The organism is Acinetobacter corruptisaponis, from assembly GCF_030053775.1.
Taxonomy (GTDB): domain Bacteria; phylum Pseudomonadota; class Gammaproteobacteria; order Pseudomonadales; family Moraxellaceae; genus Acinetobacter; species Acinetobacter corruptisaponis.
On the sequence record NZ_CP125669.1, the window covers coordinates 2162915 to 2184939 of the forward strand.

24 protein-coding genes are annotated in these 22025 nt (G+C 35.0%); 7 read left to right on the plus strand and 17 right to left on the minus strand.

Features of this window, described 5'->3' with window-relative positions:
- The first annotated feature begins 84 nt into the window (after positions 1 to 84).
- The gene (locus QLH32_RS10260) at positions 85 to 552 is read left to right on the plus strand and encodes an Lrp/AsnC ligand binding domain-containing protein (protein ID WP_279960383.1); all 468 of its coding nucleotides are present in this window, start codon (positions 85 to 87) and stop codon (positions 550 to 552) included.
- Positions 553 to 567: 15 nt separating this feature from the next.
- On the opposite strand, the gene QLH32_RS10265 is transcribed toward QLH32_RS10260, so the two are convergent.
- Both QLH32_RS10265 and QLH32_RS10270 read right to left on the minus strand, forming a co-directional pair.
- Positions 568 to 1809, minus strand: a complete 1242-nt coding sequence (locus QLH32_RS10265) for a capsule polysaccharide biogenesis protein (RefSeq protein WP_432442282.1) — start codon at positions 1807 to 1809, stop codon at positions 568 to 570.
- Entirely contained in the window at positions 1761 to 3761 is a 2001-nt protein-coding gene (locus QLH32_RS10270) for a capsule polysaccharide biogenesis protein (RefSeq protein ID WP_283266146.1), read from the minus strand. Before QLH32_RS10270 ends, QLH32_RS10265 begins: the two co-directional genes overlap by 49 nt.
- 295 nt (positions 3762 to 4056) lie before the next feature.
- Here QLH32_RS10270 and QLH32_RS10275 point away from each other — a divergent pair, with 295 nt between their 5' ends.
- From QLH32_RS10275 to QLH32_RS10300, 6 genes are all read left to right on the plus strand, one after another.
- The gene (locus QLH32_RS10275) at positions 4057 to 5046 is read left to right on the plus strand and encodes a KpsF/GutQ family sugar-phosphate isomerase (protein WP_283266147.1); all 990 of its coding nucleotides are present in this window, start codon (positions 4057 to 4059) and stop codon (positions 5044 to 5046) included.
- Positions 5046 to 5576, plus strand: a complete 531-nt coding sequence (locus QLH32_RS10280) for a KdsC family phosphatase (RefSeq protein ID WP_279960386.1) — start codon at positions 5046 to 5048, stop codon at positions 5574 to 5576. Before QLH32_RS10275 ends, QLH32_RS10280 begins: the two co-directional genes overlap by 1 nt.
- 97 nt (positions 5577 to 5673) lie before the next feature.
- On the plus strand, positions 5674 to 6531 hold the full coding sequence (gene kdsA, locus QLH32_RS10285; protein ID WP_283266148.1) for a 3-deoxy-8-phosphooctulonate synthase: 858 nt from the start codon (positions 5674 to 5676) through the stop codon (positions 6529 to 6531).
- 144 nt (positions 6532 to 6675) lie between these two features.
- Complete coding sequence (locus tag QLH32_RS10290; RefSeq protein ID WP_283266149.1) at positions 6676 to 7830, plus strand: glycosyltransferase; 1155 nt, start codon at positions 6676 to 6678, stop codon at positions 7828 to 7830.
- A gap of 23 nt (positions 7831 to 7853) precedes the next feature.
- Complete coding sequence (locus QLH32_RS10295) at positions 7854 to 8096, plus strand: hypothetical protein (protein WP_283266150.1); 243 nt, start codon at positions 7854 to 7856, stop codon at positions 8094 to 8096.
- Positions 8093 to 8569 carry a YqiA/YcfP family alpha/beta fold hydrolase gene (locus QLH32_RS10300; RefSeq protein ID WP_283266151.1) on the plus strand — a complete coding sequence of 159 codons (477 nt, stop codon included), beginning with the start codon at positions 8093 to 8095 and terminating at the stop codon, positions 8567 to 8569. The genes QLH32_RS10295 and QLH32_RS10300 overlap by 4 nt, the downstream gene beginning before the upstream one ends.
- Positions 8570 to 8642: 73 nt before the next feature.
- Here QLH32_RS10300 and QLH32_RS10305 read toward each other — a convergent pair whose 3' ends face one another.
- The 15 genes from QLH32_RS10305 to QLH32_RS10375 all read right to left on the minus strand — a co-directional run bounded on the left by QLH32_RS10305 (position 8643) and on the right by QLH32_RS10375 (position 22021).
- Positions 8643 to 9023: a hypothetical protein gene (locus tag QLH32_RS10305; protein WP_283266152.1), complete on the minus strand. Its 381-nt coding sequence runs from the start codon at positions 9021 to 9023 to the stop codon at positions 8643 to 8645.
- Positions 9024 to 9134: 111 nt separating this feature from the next.
- Positions 9135 to 10034: an FkbM family methyltransferase gene (locus QLH32_RS10310; RefSeq protein WP_283266153.1), complete on the minus strand. Its 900-nt coding sequence runs from the start codon at positions 10032 to 10034 to the stop codon at positions 9135 to 9137.
- A 5-nt stretch (positions 10035 to 10039) separates the two neighbouring features.
- Positions 10040 to 10696: a 6-hydroxymethylpterin diphosphokinase MptE-like protein gene (locus QLH32_RS10315; RefSeq protein WP_283266154.1), complete on the minus strand. Its 657-nt coding sequence runs from the start codon at positions 10694 to 10696 to the stop codon at positions 10040 to 10042.
- Positions 10686 to 11657, minus strand: coding sequence for a hypothetical protein (locus tag QLH32_RS10320; RefSeq protein ID WP_283266155.1), 972 nt, complete (start codon positions 11655 to 11657; stop codon positions 10686 to 10688). The genes QLH32_RS10315 and QLH32_RS10320 overlap by 11 nt, the downstream gene beginning before the upstream one ends.
- Positions 11654 to 12700, minus strand: a complete 1047-nt coding sequence (locus tag QLH32_RS10325; RefSeq protein ID WP_283266156.1) for a hypothetical protein — start codon at positions 12698 to 12700, stop codon at positions 11654 to 11656. The genes QLH32_RS10320 and QLH32_RS10325 overlap by 4 nt, the downstream gene beginning before the upstream one ends.
- 241 nt (positions 12701 to 12941) lie before the next feature.
- The gene (locus tag QLH32_RS10330; RefSeq protein ID WP_283266157.1) at positions 12942 to 14615 is read right to left on the minus strand and encodes a polysaccharide biosynthesis/export family protein; all 1674 of its coding nucleotides are present in this window, start codon (positions 14613 to 14615) and stop codon (positions 12942 to 12944) included.
- Between the two features lie 4 nt (positions 14616 to 14619).
- Positions 14620 to 15720, minus strand: a complete 1101-nt coding sequence (locus QLH32_RS10335) for a KpsE/RkpR family capsule polysaccharide export protein (RefSeq protein WP_283266158.1) — start codon at positions 15718 to 15720, stop codon at positions 14620 to 14622.
- Positions 15701 to 16372, minus strand: coding sequence for an ABC transporter ATP-binding protein (locus QLH32_RS10340; protein WP_279960395.1), 672 nt, complete (start codon positions 16370 to 16372; stop codon positions 15701 to 15703). The genes QLH32_RS10335 and QLH32_RS10340 overlap by 20 nt, the downstream gene beginning before the upstream one ends.
- Complete coding sequence (locus tag QLH32_RS10345) at positions 16369 to 17193, minus strand: ABC transporter permease (protein ID WP_279960396.1); 825 nt, start codon at positions 17191 to 17193, stop codon at positions 16369 to 16371. The genes QLH32_RS10340 and QLH32_RS10345 overlap by 4 nt, the downstream gene beginning before the upstream one ends.
- 310 nt (positions 17194 to 17503) lie before the next feature.
- Positions 17504 to 17869 carry a ribonuclease E inhibitor RraB gene (locus QLH32_RS10350; RefSeq protein ID WP_283266159.1) on the minus strand — a complete coding sequence of 122 codons (366 nt, stop codon included), beginning with the start codon at positions 17867 to 17869 and terminating at the stop codon, positions 17504 to 17506.
- A 120-nt stretch (positions 17870 to 17989) separates the two neighbouring features.
- Positions 17990 to 18463: a GNAT family N-acetyltransferase gene (locus QLH32_RS10355; RefSeq protein WP_283269322.1), complete on the minus strand. Its 474-nt coding sequence runs from the start codon at positions 18461 to 18463 to the stop codon at positions 17990 to 17992.
- A gap of 19 nt (positions 18464 to 18482) precedes the next feature.
- The gene (locus QLH32_RS10360; protein ID WP_283266160.1) at positions 18483 to 19148 is read right to left on the minus strand and encodes a pseudouridine synthase; all 666 of its coding nucleotides are present in this window, start codon (positions 19146 to 19148) and stop codon (positions 18483 to 18485) included.
- 96 nt (positions 19149 to 19244) lie between these two features.
- Positions 19245 to 19694, minus strand: coding sequence for a hypothetical protein (locus tag QLH32_RS10365; RefSeq protein WP_283266161.1), 450 nt, complete (start codon positions 19692 to 19694; stop codon positions 19245 to 19247).
- A 571-nt stretch (positions 19695 to 20265) separates the two neighbouring features.
- Positions 20266 to 21153 (minus strand): DMT family transporter, encoded by an 888-nt coding sequence (locus QLH32_RS10370; RefSeq protein WP_283266162.1) that lies wholly within the window; start codon positions 21151 to 21153, stop codon positions 20266 to 20268.
- Positions 21154 to 21325: 172 nt separating this feature from the next.
- Positions 21326 to 22021 (minus strand): hypothetical protein, encoded by a 696-nt coding sequence (locus QLH32_RS10375; RefSeq protein WP_283266163.1) that lies wholly within the window; start codon positions 22019 to 22021, stop codon positions 21326 to 21328.
- Positions 22022 to 22025 lie beyond the last annotated feature (4 nt).

Sequence of the window (22025 nt, forward strand, 5' to 3'; positions counted from 1 at the left end):
AGTTTTTTTCACTATTTTTATGACTATAATCCAGGTAATTTCATATTTTCATCACGAAAAAATTAAAATAAAAGGGAATACTCTATGCGTAAACTGGACCGTATTGATCGCCTGATTTTAGACATCCTGCAACGTGAAGGGCGCATCGCGATCAGTGAACTTGCCTCACGTGTTAACCTGTCAACCACTCCCTGTTCAGAACGGGTCAAGCGCCTGGAGCGCGAGGGTATCATCATGGGCTATTATGCCCGACTTAATCCTGCCCATGTTGACCGCAACCTGCTAGTGTTTCTGGAGATCAAGCTTTCCGCCAAATCGGGTGATGTTTTTGATCAGGTGGCACGAGATTTAGTGGACATTCCAGAAGTATTGGAGTGTCACCTGATCTCAGGCGAGTTTGACTATCTGGTCAAGGCACGCCTTAAGGAAATGAGTGCCTATCGTCGACTGCTTGGAGATTTATTAAAAAAACTCCCTGCTTCAGCTTCATCACATAGTTATGTGGTGATGGAGGAAGTCAAGGAGTCCTTATATTTAGATATGGGAATATAAAACAATTACTTTTGGCTATTTCATCCAGAAGTGCTTACCGTAATACGCACCATTGAGCTGCGTAGCCTGAATCAGGCTTTCCCGAAACAAATGAAAGTAATCTTCATCTGGCTTAGGAGGTGCCTGCCAAAACTGGTCTAAATCCATCTGGGCCGTAAGCCGAGGTAAATCATATAGGGACTGCCCCAAAGTTTTGACTGGGATATGGTGGTAAAGCGCCTGAATACCTGTCGTGCTGTTAATCGTAACCAATCCCAAACTATGCTTCAGCAAAGTTGGTAAATGCACATCACAAAAATAATGCACACGGTCTTCAATGCCATGCTTTTTTGCCAGCCGCTGAATGAAACGACCATAATGTCGATAACCCCGATCCATGGGGTGATGTTTAAAAACCAAGTGATGCTCAGGATGTGCATTAACGGCGAAAGAATCAATCACTTCAGTAATACAGTCTCGGATATCCTGATAGTGGCTATGTATGCGAACCTGGGAATCATTATGCACCTGCAGAGTAAAAACAAAATAATTGTGATCTTGTTTAACGATTAGGCTTTCAAAAGATGGAGGTTCGATAAGGGAGTTTTTGATTTTACGTATGGCTGAAATTAGCCAGTAATAACATTCCATCACTGGCCCATAACCACGATGATGTAAATAAAAAGGGTATAACCAGAAAAATAGTGTCCAGAATAAATAGTACTGGAAACCACTCCATACCATAAGAGAATATTGATTGTCACTATTCGTTAACTTATTCTTTGGTTTATCAACTACTGACTGACTTAAAAAATCCTGCGAAAAACTGGAATAATTATTGACCCCATTCTTCTCAAAAGTAATGTAATCAGGACGAATATAGCCTTCTTCAAATACATAAAACTTTTTATTGAGTGACTGGGAAACCAATTTAGCCTGTTTATGATAAAAACGGCAATCACCAAAGCAAATAATTGCATCAATTTGATTTTCTTTGATTTTATCAGTCAACCACTGATCAAACTGGTCCGCCTTGGCCCGATAGTGCCAAATATTTGGCCGAGCAGCATAGTAACGCCAATCACCAGCATTAAAATTAACTTTAAAACATTCAACGTCTTTAGAGATTAACCAATCAGCTAAATCAGCAAAAAAAGGACCAACTGGACCTTGTAGCAGCAAAACTCGATGAGCTGCTAATAATTCATCTAAAAATTTAGACAATGCATCTACCTTAAAACTGTATTTTTTAACTGGCGTAACCTTGTAAATAGCCATGATCCCCGATATGTAGGTTGCATAGACCTCACCTGTTGTAGATGAAGCATATGTTGTAATACATGCTCTGGTGTCACCAATGGAATTTGCATTTTTCGCGTATGCGGCAAATTATAGGTTGGATACTCAATCAAGGTGGTATACGCCAACTCCTCTAACATTAACTTACGGTTCCGCCTTGGACAATGATGACGGTCAACGGTCAATCCCCACCCTGCATAAAAAGGAATTCCATAACAGTATACTTTAAGCCCCCTCAAAAGTGCTTCAAATCCCGATAAAGAGGTTATTGTGTGAATTTCAACAACATATTCAAACAGTGTTATAATGGAAAGCTTGGCTTCAATATGATCAATATGTGCATTCATCACGTCCTGACTAACTTTACCCTTACGCAACCCTGTCTCCACATCTGGATGAGGCTTATAAATAATATAAGCATCTGGATTGTTTGCCCTTACCTCTTTAATCAGGGTTTCATTGGTTTTAATATCAATCCCACCAAATTGTACAGATAAATCATCTTCGACCTGTCCAATAACCAATAATACCTTTTTATTCAAAGCAATTTGTGGAAGTTTTGTAGGTACAACTTCACCAACATTATATTTCGTCAACTTCTGTTGCACAATTTCTTGTATCAGCCATTGAATACGTTTTGTCTGCTCCACAGTCAATTGTACCTGGTTTAGTAAAACCTCTAATCGTGAGGGTGCTGTCGCATCGTAATAAATGCCTAAATCATCAAAAACCAATGAAAAAGGACGAATTAACTTGGCACCCAGCCCCAAAGAACGCAAAAAGCCATCCTCAACTGTCCATACATGTGGATAACCTGATTGTTTTAACGTTTTTGCTTTTCTTCCCCAAGCAACCACATACTGATTTTTTTTAGGTTTTCGCCACTGCATAAATCTTAAGTTAATCGATGGAAATCCAAGATAATCAGCAATAAATTGACGTTTCCAACGACTAAACCCATAAACCACAATATTCTGGTGCACCAATCGTTGTTGAAATTGTAAATTTGGTGCAAGAATATCCAGTATTTCTTCCAACTCACATAATTGATGGGACACAGGAGAAACATACTTTGCATATTTTAAATAAGCACATGTAAACAAATGCTCCAGAGAACGCGGCTCAACTCTGCGATTAAGAACAGCATCAGGGAGTGTTATGTGATCCTGAGTTAAGCCCCAACCTGCATACCAAGGGATACCAAAGCAGTGAACAGGCTTGCCACACAATAGTGCTTCAAAGCCAAGTTGTGAACTGACTACATAGACCTCTGCCATCATCTGACATAATTCGATTGGATTATAATTTTCTGAAATAAAGCGAATTCTATGATTATTATTCAATGATGAGGGAAAATGTCCTTTTGCTTTTCCAACAATCACATCAGGATGAGTTTTAATCCAAATCGTAGCATCAGGATGATGTGAACAGGCATGTTCCAGCATCTGCTGAAAAGAGTCTTCCGATGCCAGAGCATACTGAATCGATTGGTCTCCAAAAGTTTGGTCTACAATGAGGATATTTTTCTGAGTATTAAAGAAAGTAACATCCAAAGGCATAAAGTATTGATTATATTTGGTTATTTTAAGTTCAAGAATCTTTTCAATTAAATGTCTTGCCCGAATATTCTGCTGTACTTGTTCTGATTGATTAATTAGCTTTTCCAGATCAGAACACATAGAAGCATCAAAGTAGATTCCAGCCCTATCCATCACCAATGATAGAGGCGGTACATTCAGTTTTCCTAAACCCAGTGATCGAATAAATCCATCCTCTAAGCAGATACATGAAGTATTATATTTTTTGGATAATTTTTTTGCTCGAAAAAAACTTTTTTTTCGTCCCCATCCTACATAGGTGTTTTTATCTAGATTGAGCAAAAATTGATCTATAAATAATATCTTTCGTATTCCAGAGGGTATATTTTCCATTAATTACTCACAAAAATCAACAACTTAAATACTTATATTTTTAAATTACACTTAGAATTATACCACTAGAGAAGCTGCACCATTCCAACTGATTATGATATGCCTAATAATATTGTTAAGAATTTAGAGCTAAAAAACATGGTTTAGGATTGAAATTAAAACGTAAACCAATTTATTTTGTTTATATTTATTGTATCTTTGCCAACATGGATTATTTTTCTTAGAATCTATACATTGTCTTTTTAGCTATTTTTACTTATAAAATTTGAATAAGTAGTCTTTAGAGGGTGGTCAAATGAATACATCAAGCAAATATATGGTTGATTTTAAAGAAAGTGCTTTAAGAACTTTAGAAATCGAAAAGCAAAGTCTAGCTCATCTTGCGACACAAATAGATGATCGTTTCGTCAAAGCATGTGCTTTAATTCTAAATTGCCAAGGCAGACTGGTGATTACAGGGGTAGGTAAATCAGGGCATATTGGTCGAAAAATGGCAGCAACCTTTGCTTCCACAGGTACACCCTCATTTTTTATGCATCCAGGTGAAGCAGGTCATGGTGATCTTGGCATGTTAGTTGCTGGTGATATATTAATCGCCATATCAAATTCTGGCAAAAGTGATGAAATAATGATGCTAATGCCTTTAATTAAACATTTAAAAGTCCCATTGATTACAATTACAGGAAATAATCTGGGCACTATGCCCAAATATGCAGATGTAGCCCTTACTTTAGGTGGTCTAAAAGAAGCTTGCCCTCTCGGCTTAGCACCCACATCTAGCACAACAGCCACATTAGCTCTGGGTGATGCATTAGCTGTAGCCTTACTTGAGGCACGTGGTTTTACTTCTGATGACTTTGCGCGATCTCATCCAGCTGGCGCTTTAGGAAAACGACTACTTTTAAAAGTGGAAAACTTGATGGCAAAAGAAAATAATATTCCCAAAGTTTTTTCTGACAGCTCTTTAGGTGATGCTCTTTTTGAGATTAATACCAAACGTTTAGGTTTGACAACCATTGTAGACCAAAATAATATTTTATTAGGTGTTTTCACTGATGGTGACCTTAGAAGATTAATTGAAAAAAATCCAACCTTTGATATCTCGACACCTATTTCAGACTTAATGTCTAAATCACCTCTTACAATTCTTAAAGATGCTCGCGCTGTTGATGCATTAGAGCAATTACAAAGTAAAAAAATAAATCACTGTATTATTACCAATGACTGTAATCAAGTTATCGGGATTTTAGATATGCATCTTTTAATGCAAGCAGGTATTGCATAATGGGTTTACTCTCTTTTACGACAAAAGCTCAAGATATTCAGGCGCTGGTCTTTGATGTAGATGGTATTTTAAGTGATGGGTTTGTTACATTTACTAATAATGGGGATGAAATAAAGTCATTTGATATTCGTGATGGCCTAGGTATGAAACTTGTTCAGAAAGCTGGACTCAAAGTGATCATTATTACAGGACGCCAAAGCCATATCGTTGAGAAACGCATGTCTGATCTGGGGGTCGACCTTGTTTATCAGGGAAGAGAGGATAAAGGCCGTGCTTTATCTGAAGCATGTAAGATATTAAATATACTTCCTGAAAGCTGTCTTTATATGGGAGATGACTGGCCAGATCTTTCAGCTTTTAAGATAGCTGGTGTTAGAGTCACCGTTCCCAACGGACACGAAGAAGTCCGCAATCGGGCAGATCTTATTACTCAGGCGTTTGGCGGACGGGGGGCTGTAAGAGAAATTTGTGATATTATTTTAAAATCCAAAGGAGTTTACGAAAACTTTTTAAACGAGTTTTTAGATTAAAAAAGTAGTGTTAATGATCATTTCAAAACCTTTTTGATCTAAATTTAGCTGTATACATTTAATTTTCATAATCTTTTTGTACTATATAGGGAAAAATATGCCGCATTTAAAGCCACAAGAAGTTGTACGTTTAGGCGATATACAAATGGCAAATCATTTGCCATTTGTATTATTTGGCGGAATGAATGTACTTGAATCAAAAGATTTAGCTTTTGAGATTGCTGAAACTTATATTGATATCTGTAAACGATTAAACATTCCCTATGTGTTTAAAGCGAGTTTTGACAAGGCCAACCGTTCCAGCCTGAACTCGTTTCGTGGGCCTGGTCTGGAAAAAGGCATCGAATGGCTGGGGGAGATTAAAAAACAGTTTAATGTCCCAATCATTACTGATGTCCATGAACCCTATCAGGCAGCACCTGTTGCCGAAGTTGCCGACATTATTCAGCTTCCCGCATTCCTCAGTCGCCAGACTGATCTGGTTGAGGCAATGGCAAAAACCCAAGCCATTATCAATATCAAAAAAGCACAGTTTCTTGCCCCACATGAAATGCGCCATATCCTGCATAAGTGTCTGGAAGCGGGAAATGACAAACTTATCCTTTGTGAACGTGGTTCAGCATTTGGCTATAACAACCTTGTGGTTGATATGCTGGGCTTTGACATCATGAAAGAAATGAACGTGCCCGTATTTTTTGATGTGACCCACGCTTTGCAAACACCAGGTGGACGTGCTGATTCCGCTGGTGGTCGCCGTGCCCAAATCACGACTTTAGCGCGTTCAGGTATGGCAACGGGCTTGGCAGGATTATTTCTTGAAGCACATCCAGACCCTGAACATGCAAAATGCGATGGACCATGTGCCTTGCGTTTATCACAGCTTGAGCCATTCTTGGCGCAATTAAAAGAATTGGATACTTTGATTAAAGGATTCAAAAAACTTGATACTATATAAACTTTATTATCAACTATAATTTAGACTCAAACATATAATTATTTTGTAAGTTATGAGTCAATTATTATATAATAATTGACTTATAACTAAGCAAATACAATTGTATTACAATAAATGAGTATATGATCTAATGCAAGATAATCTATGAAAAAATATACATTTAAATCTCAATATATATATATAGATCCATTTAACTCATCTAATAGTGGCGTAACCAACTATATCAAAGCTAGTAAAAAAATTTTAGAAGAAAACTTGATTATTAAAGTAGATATTATTCAAATAAAGGATACAGAATCTATCTATGAATTTAGTTTAAGAGTAGCAAGTTTATTAAAAAAAATGGATTATTTCTGTGTAGAATTTCCAGAATCCATGGCTACTTCTCGCTTCTTAGAAGACTATACAAAAGTACATATAAGAATTCATTGTGGCAAAACTTTAGGAAAGTTTATTCAAAATCAATATTATAAAAAAGAGGAATATTTTGCTGAGAAAGAAGCAATAACAAAAGCAAAATGGGTAAGTTCACCTAGCTATTTAGGTTGGGAATTTACCTCTGATTTTTATAAGGTAAAAAGAAGCATCCTTATATATCCTAATCCATTAGATCTTTCTTTTATACCAGAATACTCTTTTGATAATAAAAACATTCCTGTTTTATTCTTAGGAAGGTTTCAAGATCTAAAAGGAATAAATTTCTTAAAAAAAATACAAAAAAAACTACCTTTTAAGATAACCATTCTAACAAGTGATAAATCTTATAAGTCTCCAATTTTTAGTGTTAAATATCATAATACTGTAGAAGAAAAGTTTGAAATTTTAGCAAGAACCAAAATATTGATTGTCCCTAGTATTTTTGATATTTATTCTATGGTATCTCTAGAAGCAATTGCATGTCAGGCAAAAGTAATTACTTGGTCTCATATCGGTATAACTGAATATTTTGATAATGACAAAATTATAGTAATTAAACCATGGAATATTGAACTATTTTCGGAAATGATTTTAAATACTTTAAAAAATAAAGAGTATTTTGAAAAAGAAGAAGTAAAAAAAATAAATATATTATTCATAAATTTCTTTCATGATTTTTTAAATCTAAGAACAACTGCTCTCCCTCCCCACGATCTTGCAGTAAAACAATTAAAATTAAATGATTTAAAAATAAAAATTGAAAATCTTTCAATTTTTAACAGACGTAATCGTTTTTATAGAAAAATAAAAAAATTAATAACAAATCCAATTAATTTTTTTATTGATTTCATCATCAAAATTCGAAATAATTTTCTTATATAAATTTATGTTAGGTTTAAAGTAAAATGAAGTGGGATAGAAATTATGTTCGTGAAAAGTATGGAATTTCCATGCTTGGTATAGATGGGATATTTTTTCCAGCAAAAAAAGCAAAGAGGCTTTTAGTTTTCTTTAGCAGCATGGGAAAAGATCGCTATGATAGATATTCATGGTTTTGGGATGAAAACGAAAATTGGGAAGAAACAAGTTATTTATTTCTCAAAGATGATTCTTTTCATTATTTTTTAGGCACTGATGAAAAAAAATGAGAGATAGTGTTAAAAAAGTAATTAATTATTACCAAAATTTAATGAACATCGAACCTTACTATACATATATGCTTGGAGTATCTATGGGAGGCTATGCAGCTATATATTTTGCTTTTTATACTAAAGCTAGAGCTGCTATCGTAGCGAATCCTCAAGTTACTTTTAAGGCAGCTCAAATGCACCAATACCAAAATTGGGAAAGGCATATTAGAGAAATGGGTACTCAATGGGTTGATTTAGATGTTTTAGCCGTTAGATCGGAATATAAACCTGCTATTTATCTAGAATATGGCAGTTATCCAGCTGATAAAAAAGGAGCTGAATATCTTATTAAAGCATTAATAGAAAGTAATTGTCTTTTAATTCTTCGCAAAGAAGAGTGGTCAGGCCATACAGTTAATTCACTTTTTAAAAATACAATAGAAGCTACCATACTTTTTTTTGAAAATGAGCCTTTACGTTTAGAAACCTAAACTCTCAAGATAAAGATTGTAGTAATCAAACAATCTTTATCTATTAGTATATTAATATAAAATAAACCAATTCTTAGATTTGGACTTTTATAAAAGACTCCCATTCACCCAAAACATCTTTAAAAATAAAATATTGATTGTCATTTTTTGGCCTAGCACACAAATTTTTCTTATTTTGTATAATGATAAAAAGATTATTTTCATTTTCTTTTATTTGTAATATATTTTCTGTAAAAGTATGTGTAAAATTAATATATTTATCATTATAAATATTTTTAATATAAAATTTATTATTTTTATAAGTAAAAAAAAGAGCCCATTTCATATTTATATTTTCTATTTGAATAATGGCTTGACTTTCCTTTATATTATCATATTCATTCAACTGTAATAATGAAAAATCATTTAAAGAGATAGCTAAATAAGTTTGATGATATGTTTGCAAAATATTCATAAATCAAGAACTCCTGATATTAAAAAATTGTATCGTATATTTTACTTTAAGAATAAAAAAATGTAACCTTATATTCATAAAAAATATTCCTTACTAAATCTTAAAAATAGATTAAAATAAAAAATCTTTACCAAAAATATCAATTAACTCTTTTTCAGAGCGCAATGTTAAAAATCTGTTTAAATTTTTAATACCATCACTTCTAGTTAAAAACTCTTCTCTTATTATTTTACAATTTTCTTCATCAATTATATATGAATTATAACCTAATTCAGAGAATATATAATGAGTATTATCAATTAGTGAAAATGGCAAAATCTCAACTATAATATCAGGAGAGTAGTTTAATATTATCTCCTTTGCACCTTGAAGTACAGAATTTTCTGCTCCCTCTACATCTATCTTAATTGCATCAACTCTATTAATGTTTTTTTCATTCACAAATAAGTCTAAAGAAATACTATTAACTTTTTTTACTTCATAAATATCCCTATCTAAGTTTAAATCTATTACGGATGAACCTGTTACCAATATTGTTTCACCAGAATAAACATATAAATCCTTTATATTTTTGTTTTCTGAGATTGCTAAATTATATGTATTTATATTAGCAAACTTATTTACCATCTTATTTAACAATAGACGATAGTATATTCTATCCAAAGCCTCAAAAGCATATATTTTACATTTTCTATTATTTGAAGCCGCAGCAAGAGAATAAATTCCACTATAAGCCCCAACATCAATCATATTTTTACTTTGCTTGGCTAAAATTGACCAAATTTTCAATGAAGTATTCTCATAAGTATCTACTCCAAACCAAAATATTTCTTGAACGATAGGATCATCCCCATTTGAAAACATATAAAACTTGCTATCTATTATTTTAATTGATAAGTAACCAAAATAACTAAGTTTTTTTAAAAAGACTTCTCTAATATCCGAATTACTATACAATTCTGGATAAACTCTTATTAATTTTCTTAATTTTTTCAAGGCCTTATTATTCATGGTGTCTATACTCCCTTAAATAAACTATCATATTCACAATAAGGTAAATATGGTAATAAATAGGATATAGGACTACAATTAAATAATTTCTTCCCATTCTGTTCGAACTTTACTGAAGCATTTGCTATATTGTATATTTGCACACTAGTGAATGAGTCTTCCAACTGTGGGTTCTCTTCCTCATAAAATCGTGGAGTTTCCGTTGAATATCTTAAATCACAACCCAAAAGATATACTTCAGTACACCCCAAATAATATGCCAACTGAATAGCTAGCATAGTAGTTGTACAGCCAAAAAAATAGCCAGATTTTAAATTTTCAGAAAATCCATTTTTCCCTATTGCTTGAATATAACATGTCCTAGAGTTTAGAGACTTCATATCTAACTCTTCTAGTTCTTTTCTTAATATTCTAGTTGTATTCTTATTTAATTTTTTTGTCCCTAAATCTTTTTTTATAGGATGGGTCATAAATCTATGATCAGAGATTACATAGTATTTAGAGAAAAATTTGAATTTCTCATCTAACAATATAGATGCATTCATTCCAATTACTAATTCGTTACGTAATTTGCTCAAATCTTGATTAAGTACAGAAGGGCCATTTGCTAAAATAAAAGCTCTTTTTCCAACTTCTTTATTATATAAACTATTAATTTTCATATAGTTTCTCATAAATTGCATTATAGATATGAATTAATCGTGAGGGTAATAGATATTTTTGAAAATACTCTAAAGATTTAGTTTGCCATTCACGGGTTAATTCCTCAGATTGTACAAATCGTGTAATTACTTCAGCTATGTTTGAAGAATGGGCATGAATAAATGGTGGATCAACATTTTCACAAAAATTTGCTAACACTTTTTTACCAAAATAATCAGCACCATTAATTACTATATTTCCTGCACACAGTCCTTCTAAAGAAACTTGATGATACCCTCCTGTAGCAATCTCATCTATTGTTAAATGACAATATCTACGCATATACATCAATGTATTCGGATGTACAGGTGACTCTGGTCTTATTAACTCAATTAATCCAAGGCTAGATAAGCTATTAATAGTATCATTAAGCTCTTGACAATGTTTACTTGTCCATTTTCCAATATGCTGATGTGTAGGACTATATGCAATCCTTAATTTCTCACCTTTTTGTCTTAAATTGATACTTGGGGTATGAAATATAATATTAGGTACTGGCTTATAATTTGGATATAATTTTGGCCAATGTTGCCCTACCACTAAAAAATCATCAAAAACTATTCCCATATCTTGAGTTCTATCTAAAAATAATGGCCCCTCTCTTAAGGGAGAATGTACATGATAAATAAACTTAGTTTTTTGATTTAATCTATTAATTAATTGTGCCTTATCAATAGGACAATTATTGTGTATATGTATTATATCTGCTTGTCTTATGGAGTTTTCTATGAAAGGTGTCATTTCCTTAGTAAATAGAATTGAGTCATCAAGAAATTTATTTGCTAAGGGTCCTTTTGAAGGATAATCATTCAAAACTATACAACATGCATTATGCCCAAACTCTCGCTGTAATTTAGCCATTTTACCAGGAGCGGCAACTAAAGGTGTTAAAGAAATATGTACAATATTAAAATATTTCATTTATCACTTACCTCTCTTATATCAAAACTATAACCTTCAGATAATGATCGCTCTAAAAACAAAGCTAACTCCAAGCCTTTCTTTGAGTTATTTATATAATCTTGATACCTTAAAAAAACTGATTCTTTTATTGCTAATCCTATAATATTATCGGCAAAAATATTGTAAAATTCACGCATATTTTCAAAATTTGAAAATTTTGTTTCTTTCACCCAAATAATGCCATGTTGTTTATTATATAAAAATGACATAAATTCCTCTCTATAAAATTGATTACAACCAAATACTGGAATAAGCATATCAATTTCTTTAGGTGCTCCTTCTTGCACAATTTTTCTAATTGCAGGCGCTAAGTATTCAAATTCTTTTACTTGTATTAATCTAGGCATGCTTTTCGTTAAATTATTATCTTCATTTGAAATCTGAATAACTACATCTAATATATTTTGGTTTAATATATCTGTATTTAAGTAATTAATATAAATAATACGACCATTCGGCCCACACCCTCTAATTGCCTCACATATACTCATAGGTGCATCAATAAATATGATATGATTTAGGTTAGAAATATTTTTACGTGATTCCACATCCATTCTCTCAAATATTTCTAAAGCATTCCCTGGGATATTTGGGTTATATGTAACATAGTGTAATCTTTCTTTTCCCAAGTATCTAAAATCGTCATATTGATCTAATTTATCAAATAACAGATTAATTTTTTGTTCGGAAAGTCCTTTAGGATAAAAAATACAAACAATCATACCTATTGGTTTATCTAGAGGTTTTTTAAAATCAATTTTCCCTTCATACGGCATATTGCCTAATCTTTTATTCCATGTCGTTCCAGATATACTTTTTATTTTTTGTTCGCCATTATGATTTGTGCTCAGCCTTTGAGTCAAAGCTACAGCAGGGGTAGGCTTTTCTGGAGCAGAAATTAATTTGTTATTTTGCATAACATTTTTTACTAAACGAGAATCCTCAAAAAATTTTTTTGGATCTCTTATAAGTTTTTTCACCTTTCGCTGCAATGTAAACATAATTATCTCTCTTTCCAAAACCCCATCAATAATTTTGATTCAACACTAAATGGACTTAATATAAATAGTATTTATCCTAGTTTTTCAAATCATTTGAATAAACTTTATTGAATATTACTATACCTTTTAAATCTATCAATCAAAATACCTTATAAAACATTTCAATACCTTATATAGCTAATGATATCCATCTCTCTAAGGTATATATCAAAAATATGTTATATAGATATTAAATTTTGTCTTACAAATCTAAAGCTACTTTAGCCGCTATCGCAATTTGATAGAGGATCTGTGTGATTCCACGTGTTAACTCAACACCCTTAGTTTGTACTTTAGGTAAAACCAAAACTTCGTCTCCTTGTTGAATCTTATAGCGACTACTTACTAACTCAGACTCACCATTTTGATGAATCACCACCAGTTTGGACTTATTCGATTTTTGAGTATAGCCACCCACTTGTTCAATATAAGACTTGGCTGACATATCAGGTTGCCAGATCACCCCATTTGGAAAAGTGACTTCTCCATGAATCATAATAACGGAAGTTTTTTCAGGAATATTTAAGATGTCTCCATTTTCCAGAATAACATCATCAAAGTCTTTGGCATTTAAGACCACTTGTCCTTTTGGTTCAATTAGACGTGCTTTAGCAATAAACTGTTTAACCAGTTCAGCATCTTTAACACGTAGATTGGCTTCTTCCTGAGTGGTGGAGCGTACTGAGAAAGTCGCTTCCTCTAACTTGTCCAAAGAAACATTCAGCATTTCCTTTTGTCGCTTGGCAACTGATGGACGAAAGAGCTGTAAAGCCTTTATTTCAGAAAGAACATTTGGCTGGATTTGTTTTAATACTTCAGAGAGTTTTGAACCATAAGGCAACACAACAGCATGTGCACCATTATGTGCACCCTCAATCCGCACCTGAATCGTTCCCGCATAACGATCAGCCGTAACAGTTAGAATGTCACCATCCTCAATCACCACATTATTTGCAGCAGAAAGCGGATAATATTCACTACGGTATTCACTTCCTTGACGGCGCATGATACTCACATTGGTTGCCCCAGGCTTCAATTTTGCCACAGACAAGGCCTGTGCAATCGTCACTTCTGGCACGTTAAACTCAAAATCGTAGGCATTAAACACTTCTCCCCCAACTGAAAAGGTATGGCTTCGCGGCGCAACCACAATCACATCACCATCTTTAAAGCTAAATGACTGCAATTTTCCTGCCATTAAAAAGTCATATAAATTCACATACTGTTTAAGCTGACCATTCCGCATAATCCGAATATCAACATAACTGCCGCGTTGAGCATCAACCCCCCCAGCACGATCCAGATAGGCCAATACACTGTCATTGGCAACACCACCATAGGAACCAGGCTGATTGACAAATCCTGTAACCATGACCTTGACAGGCTGTGCCTGTACTAATGCTGCATAAACCCCAACATTTGCAACATAGATTTTACGTACGTAACGTTCAATTAATGACTGCAAACCTCCATTGGTTGTGCCTGCAACTTTTACTGGACCCACATTTGGAATAAAAATATTTCCTTGAGGGTCAACTGTTAATGTCCCAGCGAACTGGTAAGCTCCCCATAGGCGTAAATTAATATTATCGCCAGGGTTGAGTACATAACTGTCATTAAAAGTTGAACCTGCTGTACTGGCAAAGGCACCTTTAAAGAGCTGCTCACCAAACATTTTTGTCTGTGTTGAATACTTGGGAGCATTGCTGGGAGATAATCCAATGACAGATTGGCTAGGTAAAATTGTATTATCGGTATTTTCCGCAGGTTGGTTGATATTAGTAGCTAAATCCTGAGGTAATAAACTATTGGTCTCTATTGCAAAGCTGTTGATTGAATAGAACGCAAGCATACTGGTTAATACTATTTTTTTCATTTTGTTACTCCTTATGCTCACGAATAATTGAATAAATCAACATGGCGATTCCAAATAAAATATTTAATACTAGGAAATATGTGGCAATCAAATATAACGTACGTGGATAGAGTGCATCTTGTGCCAATTCTGGTGTAGAGATCACAACCAGTTTCTTTAATTTACGTGATGCTTCCAAACGGGCTTTCTCAAGTGAAGCCAAAGACAGCTTATAAAGATCGGTTGAAAACTCAACATTGGCTTTAAGGGCTTCAAAATCAGCCACACTCTTATTGAGCTTGCTGGTATTCGGTGATGTCAACTTTGCCTTTTCATCATTGACCTGTTTTTGTACTGACTCTATTTGGCTACGTATTGCAACCACTTGTGGTGCTTCTGGATTAAGATAACTTAATAAAGTTCTCTCTTCAGTACGGAGTTGGGCCAGATTTGACTCCAAGCCTGCGACCAACGTGGCAATAGCCTGTGCCTGTGCCTGTGGATCATACATTTGATTATTATTTTGATACTCAAGTAAGGTATCTCGGGCATCAGCTAATTGTTTTTTAGAATCGTTGAGTTGATTTTCCGCGAACTTAAGCTGTTCTTCAGCGATTTGTTGAGACAAGCCATTAATAAAAGTTTCACTGCTTTTTAAAATTTCCTGATTAAGCAGCAATGCAAAATTTGGAGTAAAACCCTGAGACGATATGGTCATCATCATGGTTTTTTCATCCAAGTCAACTTTGACTCTTTGATTAAAATATTTGACTAAATCCTCAACGGAGGCATCTGAGTTTAATCCAAAAACTGGATCATTATGTGCAATAAATGCTTTACGCAAACTCAACTTCTTATCAAGCTGTTCAACCATATTTCGTGAATTGATATACGCAGTCAAGATATGCGCGTCTTCGCTACTGGTATTACTGACCCCTAAAAGTGTACTTAATCCACTTGAGGCAGACACATCTGAAACCTCGCCCACTTGTTTAACCAACAAAGTAGATTGGGATACAAAGCGTTCCTGAGCAAAAAAGCAAAGATACCCAATAATCAGTAATAGAGGTAAAATGACGATGACAATATAGCTAATTGCCAAGCCTTTATTTGTTATTGACCGCATATGCTTTATATACCTCTATTGCTTGTGCAACATCTTCAAAATATTCAGCTTGACCATCACGCATTAAAAAAGCCACGTCACAATTCCGCGTTAAATCATTTAAATCGTGAGATACCATAATGATGTTTGATTTCTGCTTTAATTCATCCAGTAAAGCCTGACTTTTTTTCCTGAAATTGGCATCACCAACGGCCCCTGCCTCATCCAGCAAATAATAGTCAAAATTAAATGCCATACTGAGCCCAAAACCAATTCGCCCGCGCATACCAGATGAATAGCTCTTGATTGGCATATCGAAATACTTTCCAATATCTGCAAATGACTCAACGAAATCAATCACCTGATCAACTTCATCCTCACTACTAAGATAGAGCCTTGCAACAAAACGTACATTTTGCCGAGCTGTTAAACTTCCTTGAAAACCACCAGACAATGCTACTGGCCATGAAATGGTTTTATTGGTAATGACCTTACCACTATCAGCAAAATCTATGCCACCTATAATTCTTAATAAGGTACTTTTACCTGCACCATTTTTCCCAAGAATCGCAATACTTTTATTTTCAGGTAAAATTGCATTTAGATCCTTGAAGACATAATGTCGCCCTTTCGGAGTGACATAGGATTTAGTTAAGCCACGAAGTTCTATCATTTTGACTTCACCATACGTTGCTCAAATCGGGTATAAAGTAATAAGCCTAATAGCAATGACCCCAAGAGCCATATCATGACATACCCTAGAGAAACACCTGAAACAAGAGGATAATTCGGAGCAACAGCATGACGCATCAATTCAAAAATATGTATTAATGGATTCCAAAGCAAATACCCCTGATATTCGACTGGAATGACATGAATTGTATAAATAACGCCTGATAATAAATATAAAATAAAAAAGAATGTAGAGATAAACTTATTAATTTCTGGTGAGATATCACCAACCACTAGGAAAATCAGCCCCATACTGGTGGTTAAGATAAAGAGTAAGAACCAATATCCCAATAATTGAGGAATAGCATCAATACTGATGTGATATCCAAACCAAAGTAAGACCAGACTAAAAAATAGATAGGCTGTAAAATGCAATAGAAGTTCCAGGAAACTACGGGCGAGCAAGGCATCAATTGGTTTTACAGGTTTATAACTAAATAGTCCTTTATTCGCTGATATAGCATTTAAAGATTGTGTCGAAATTTGTCTAAACATAAAAAATGGCAGAATGCCATTGACCAGAAAAACTTCATAATCTATGCCAGGCGTTGTACGAGAACTTATACTTCCAAACAATATCAGCATAAACCCAATATGCAGAGCAGGTTCTAAGAGTATCCAAAAGTAGCCAAGACGGTACTGACCAAAACGTGTTTGTAGTTCACGCAAGAAAAGTGCACGAATTGCAGCATACATCACCTTTAGTCCACCACGGGACTTAAGCCGTGGTAGTGCCCTTAAACTGGTCGATTGCTCATCCATCTTCCCCCCTGAGGCGCATACTTTGTTCAATATGCCTTATAATATTTGCAAGCGAAGCTTAAAGTATTTTTTTAATAATTTAAAGTTTCAAAATGTTCAATATCACACATTACAAGAAAGTTCATCTATTAAAAAATGATACGAATACAACACGTATTAAACTAGTATAGTAGAATACCCGATCACAAAATTTTTTTAAACAACTACATTTCAATGGGTTATAAATTTAAAAATCAATTCCCCACCCTATAGCAGGGAATGAAAAGAATGTATTTATTTGTTAATTCAACAACAATTCACATAATTAATTTTACTCATCTTTATCGTAAATATAACTCATACACCCCCAACCATCATATTCACCATCAAACTCTTGGGCGATACGTATGATCCATTCTTCCAAGTCTTCAATATCTGCATATTCAGGAATCATATTGACATGGATATTCAGCACCCACAGGTCCGAACCATCTGAGTGCTGTTCTTCCTGATAGAGTGAAATTTTTTGCTCTTGGTGCAAAAGATGCAAGGCACATTTTTCAGCCTGTTCCTGTTTTTCAAAAACAATCGAGAATTCAACCTCATGTGGTTCACTCAGGTCATTACCATCCTCAACCATTTGCCACAGTACATTGCCATTATCATTATCTGGAAATTGGTCATAGTCACGTGTCATATCAGTATCCTTTGTTATGTTTTAAATTGATAATTTGGCTATAGATTAACCTATTTTTATGTCAGTTTTTAGACACGTTAATATAATTATTGTAGTTAAGAAATTACCTATAGGTATAACTCAACCAAAGACAATATAAAGCACCACTTGGTCAAGACAGCGAATCCCATTTTCATAGATTGGCTTAGGGTAGCCTTTAAAGGCATCACGCTCGATATGTGACATACGAAAACCACATTTCTGGTAAAGTGCCAACTGATCAAGACTGGAGTTGCCTGTTTTCACCCACAAATTTTTGGTTTTAAGGTGTTTGGCATTCTCAATAACCTGCTGAATTAATACCTTAGCAAAGCCCTGCTTTTGATGTTTTTGATCTACAGCCAGATTCTTAATCTCGGCCCGATCATTATTTTGTAATAGGCAGAGTTGGGCAATGATATTGTCTTGGTGATTCAAGAGAATAAAGATATTTGCCTGTGATAGATAAGTGGAAACCTGCTCCCAACTTGGGTCTGACTCTAGTAAAAGTAGCTTTAACTGATCTTGTTGTGATTTTTGTAATGCCATCCATCTTACTTGCTGGATCGAATATATTTCTTTTACATTCATAATGTTAGAACTTCACATCTGAATATAGTTCAATATCATGCATTTTCAAGGGATGCTGGAATGCCAAATATGCCGCATGTAAAGCCATGCGTTTTAAATGAAACCTGGCTGGATCAGGATGATAGAGTTTATCTCCCATAATCGGATGACCAATATGCATCATATGGACGCGGAGTTGATGTGACCGTCCTGTAACAGGTTCCAGACGGACTCGACTTTGATCTGTTTCCGCATCATATTCCATCAGCTGAAACAGGGTTTTGGCCTGTTTACCCAGTTCAAAATGTACCATTTGACGCGGACGATTTTCCCAGTCAGTTATCAAGGGAACTTCGACGCTTCCCTCAGCCTGAATCTGTCCCTGTACCAAGGCAATATAGTATTTTTTTACTGTACGTGCCTGAAACATCTTGCTGACCACAACCTCAGCATCGCGGTGTTTGGCAAACATCAACAAGCCAGAGGTGGCCATATCCAGGCGATGAGTGACTTTAGCTGTTGGAAATTTTTCCAAAATCCGCAAGTAGGCACTGTCCTGATGTTCAGGTAAACGTCCCATTACCGACAATAATCCAGCAGGCTTATTGACCACCACCAGATCTTCATCTTCATATATGATTTCAAGCGGTTCCTGTGGTGGCATATAGATAAAGTCGTTATTTAAGGGCATGGGCAACAGGCAGCCTGAATAAACGCAAATTGGCAAAGATTATAGTTCTGCCAAGGGGTTTAGCAAGAGTCCTTAAGCTTGATGGTTTAAGAACAATTAGGAATTTTTAATGCTCTTGGCTAAATTCTCTTTATACATCTCTTCCAGTGTCGCAATTTCACGATTAAGAAAAGCAATCAGGTAGTCTTTTGCCCGTGCCAGACTCAGTTGCCTGAATGAAACCATATCCTTGGTTTTGCGTGTTACCAATCCAAACACATCTTTTTTGGGGATGATTACGGGAATGTCACTCTCCAGCTTAAATTCAAGCTGTTGCGACTTGGCAAAGGCATCCAGCGTAATCGAGAGCGTTTGTCCCGAATAGCCATCAGTGACAATAAAGCTGGTATCTGATCCATTGAGCTGTAGTTGACGAACAAGTTGCTGACGCCATGCCATTTCGTCAAATTTCGTTAAAATAGTCGCTAAATCAAATGCACCCAAATGATCGATTTCATTTCGGTTGACATGATGTGGATAGCGTATTTTAAGCTCAAACTCATTCATTATTGTTCTGACCTATTTCCTGTGATCATCTTTTGGTTTTACCTATTGTTCCAATTATATCATTTTGTTTTTTAATATAAAAACATCGACTTATATTCAAAATAGCAAAGCTTTACGGATTAACCTCACATTTATATTAGATTTTATTGATGTGGTTTTTATTATTTAAGTCTGATTGGTCATATTCTATTTCATTAAATTTTTCAGGGTATCAAGGGAAAACATGTTGTTTACTTCAACACCTATAACTTTGTAAGTTATAACCTCTGCCTATAAACTTTTGATCTATAGCGTCCTAAGCCGAATCGAGACCTTTTGGGTAAGTACACACTTGCTTTATAAGCTTCGGTGCATGCTACTCTTTTCGATCCCTTTCACACCCTTGAGACATAGTTTAGGCAGATTGCTGTGGGATTGTTTTCCTAAAAATTACTATTTTTAGCCAGTCATGAAATAATTTTGCGTATCCAGTTTTATAATTGGAATTATTTTCCAAATAGAGTATAGATTTGCCACTTATCTTCCGATATATCCTATTTTATCTGTGTATTTTTTCATTTAAAAAACAGATTTAAGCCCAAATCACCATAATCGCTGCCACAATCACCAGCCACAAACCCAAATGATCAGTTTTGGCGAGTTTTTCCTTAAAGAAAAAGGCCGAGATCAGTAGGCTAAATAGAATTTCCACCTGTCCCAAAGTTTTGACAATTGCCACCGTTTGCATACTCATGGCACTAAACCAGCCGACTGAAGCGAGAAAGCTACAGATACTCACACGTAAGGTTAGGCCAAGACGCTGCCACATTTTATAAAGTGTCTTTCGGCTAAAAATCCCCAGATAGAGTAAAAGTACAATGCACTGAAAGCTGATCAGGCTACAAAGCACCCATCCTGCACGATGCAGGAATGGCAACATGGTCAGCTCCAGACTGGCTTCCCTCACCAGTAATGAAGTGATGGCAAAGCATAATCCACTCCCTAAACCAATCATCAAGGTTTTAAATGGAAGTTCGGTGTGTTGACGGCCTTTACTCAGTAGAAAGACCGCCACAGCACCAATCAATACGCCGACCCAGCCCCAGGCGGTTAAGTGTTCCTGTAGGAACAAAATACCAACTAAAGCCGCCAGAATGGCTTCACTTTTAGCCAGCCCAACGCCAATCGCATAGTTCTTCTGCTGAAACAACTTGACCATTAATGCTGTGGCATAAATCTGGCTAGTGCCTGCAATTACCACATAGAACCAGAATTTATGGGAGAAATGAATCTGCGCTGTGACAGGTTGGTGCAGATAGAGAAACGCCAGATAGCCAAAGGCAAAGATGGGCGAAAATAGAAATCGAGCCAGCGTCGTTCCATAGACATCAACTGTGGTACTGAGTTGTTTTTGAAATGCGTTACGCCATGCCTGCATGAAAGCGGCCATGAGAGTGAATAGAATCCAGGTGATTGCCATAGATTGAAACGCAAAATCAAAAAGTGATGGTAATTTACTCTGTTTTAAACAGTTTTTCGATGGTCAATATATCCATTCATGATATTGAACCCTAAAAATCTGTTTCCCTTATGGACTAAACTGGACAATTTAACTTCACTACATAAAACTGTTAAATTTCAATCTTATTGTTTCAAATCACTTGAGGCAATATCTTTGTACTCTGGTCAACCTTATTGGTATTTTTCTCTTTTATATAAGGGATTTCAAATACTTCAACTTTATTGTGTTGTTTGCCCCAATCACAAGGATGCGGTATCCGTGCCAGAAAAATCTTCGCATCATCATCTTTTGAAAGCACATTAAAAGTTTCAATTGCCCAATCCTGGGTTTCGCTTTCATCCTGGCTCATAATAAACAGCTTATGCTCAGCCCGCCCTAAAACCAGCTTGTTCATATCAAGCAATAACGCTCTTGAATCTTTACGCTGAAACTCACATTCGATAATCCAGACTGCTTTTCGGATCACCTGAAGCTTTGTATATTTTGACTTGATATTCCTCTTTTTACTGGCTGTATCAAACTCGACCATTTCCGCAATCACAATATCAAACAGAAATTCAGTTAAGCCGAACATCTGTGCATTGTTATCAACCTGATGATCATTTTTTCGATTCTTGCGATAAAACGCTTGATATTTTTCTATTGAAATTTCTAATTGAGAGGCTTTCAGCAACGATTTTGCCAAGGTTTCAATCCATACCCGACTACGATTTGCATTACGCAATCGGTCTTCACAGTCAAGTTTTTCCAACTCAGAAGCATCACAATATTGAACAGCTTGATTAAATGAATTCTGTATGATGTTTCTTAGGTTATCTGAGTCCATGTTC

What these genes read in the sequence shown, in the direction of transcription:
- QLH32_RS10305 (WP_283266152.1), bottom strand. Translation starts at nt 9,023, where the DNA reads ATGAATATTTTGCAAACATATCATCAAACTTATTTAGCTATCTCTTTA.
- QLH32_RS10275 (WP_283266147.1), top strand. Translation starts at nt 4,057, where the DNA reads ATGAATACATCAAGCAAATATATGGTTGATTTTAAAGAAAGTGCTTTA.
- QLH32_RS10265 (WP_432442282.1), bottom strand. Translation starts at nt 1,809, where the DNA reads ATGGCTATTTACAAGGTTACGCCAGTTAAAAAATACAGTTTTAAGGTA.
- QLH32_RS10280 (WP_279960386.1), top strand. Translation starts at nt 5,046, where the DNA reads ATGGGTTTACTCTCTTTTACGACAAAAGCTCAAGATATTCAGGCGCTG.
- QLH32_RS10260 (WP_279960383.1), top strand. Translation starts at nt 85, where the DNA reads ATGCGTAAACTGGACCGTATTGATCGCCTGATTTTAGACATCCTGCAA.
- QLH32_RS10335 (WP_283266158.1), bottom strand. Translation starts at nt 15,720, where the DNA reads ATGCGGTCAATAACAAATAAAGGCTTGGCAATTAGCTATATTGTCATC.
- QLH32_RS10300 (WP_283266151.1), top strand. Translation starts at nt 8,093, where the DNA reads ATGAGAGATAGTGTTAAAAAAGTAATTAATTATTACCAAAATTTAATG.
- QLH32_RS10360 (WP_283266160.1), bottom strand. Translation starts at nt 19,148, where the DNA reads ATGCCCTTAAATAACGACTTTATCTATATGCCACCACAGGAACCGCTT.
- QLH32_RS10370 (WP_283266162.1), bottom strand. Translation starts at nt 21,153, where the DNA reads ATGGCAATCACCTGGATTCTATTCACTCTCATGGCCGCTTTCATGCAG.
- QLH32_RS10350 (WP_283266159.1), bottom strand. Translation starts at nt 17,869, where the DNA reads ATGACACGTGACTATGACCAATTTCCAGATAATGATAATGGCAATGTA.
- QLH32_RS10310 (WP_283266153.1), bottom strand. Translation starts at nt 10,034, where the DNA reads ATGAATAATAAGGCCTTGAAAAAATTAAGAAAATTAATAAGAGTTTAT.
- QLH32_RS10365 (WP_283266161.1), bottom strand. Translation starts at nt 19,694, where the DNA reads ATGAATGAGTTTGAGCTTAAAATACGCTATCCACATCATGTCAACCGA.
- QLH32_RS10345 (WP_279960396.1), bottom strand. Translation starts at nt 17,193, where the DNA reads ATGGATGAGCAATCGACCAGTTTAAGGGCACTACCACGGCTTAAGTCC.
- QLH32_RS10325 (WP_283266156.1), bottom strand. Translation starts at nt 12,700, where the DNA reads ATGTTTACATTGCAGCGAAAGGTGAAAAAACTTATAAGAGATCCAAAA.
- QLH32_RS10270 (WP_283266146.1), bottom strand. Translation starts at nt 3,761, where the DNA reads ATGGAAAATATACCCTCTGGAATACGAAAGATATTATTTATAGATCAA.
- QLH32_RS10315 (WP_283266154.1), bottom strand. Translation starts at nt 10,696, where the DNA reads ATGAAAATTAATAGTTTATATAATAAAGAAGTTGGAAAAAGAGCTTTT.
- QLH32_RS10375 (WP_283266163.1), bottom strand. Translation starts at nt 22,021, where the DNA reads ATGGACTCAGATAACCTAAGAAACATCATACAGAATTCATTTAATCAA.
- QLH32_RS10320 (WP_283266155.1), bottom strand. Translation starts at nt 11,657, where the DNA reads ATGAAATATTTTAATATTGTACATATTTCTTTAACACCTTTAGTTGCC.
- QLH32_RS10340 (WP_279960395.1), bottom strand. Translation starts at nt 16,372, where the DNA reads ATGATAGAACTTCGTGGCTTAACTAAATCCTATGTCACTCCGAAAGGG.
- QLH32_RS10295 (WP_283266150.1), top strand. Translation starts at nt 7,854, where the DNA reads ATGAAGTGGGATAGAAATTATGTTCGTGAAAAGTATGGAATTTCCATG.
- QLH32_RS10290 (WP_283266149.1), top strand. Translation starts at nt 6,676, where the DNA reads ATGAAAAAATATACATTTAAATCTCAATATATATATATAGATCCATTT.
- kdsA (WP_283266148.1), top strand. Translation starts at nt 5,674, where the DNA reads ATGCCGCATTTAAAGCCACAAGAAGTTGTACGTTTAGGCGATATACAA.
- QLH32_RS10330 (WP_283266157.1), bottom strand. Translation starts at nt 14,615, where the DNA reads ATGAAAAAAATAGTATTAACCAGTATGCTTGCGTTCTATTCAATCAAC.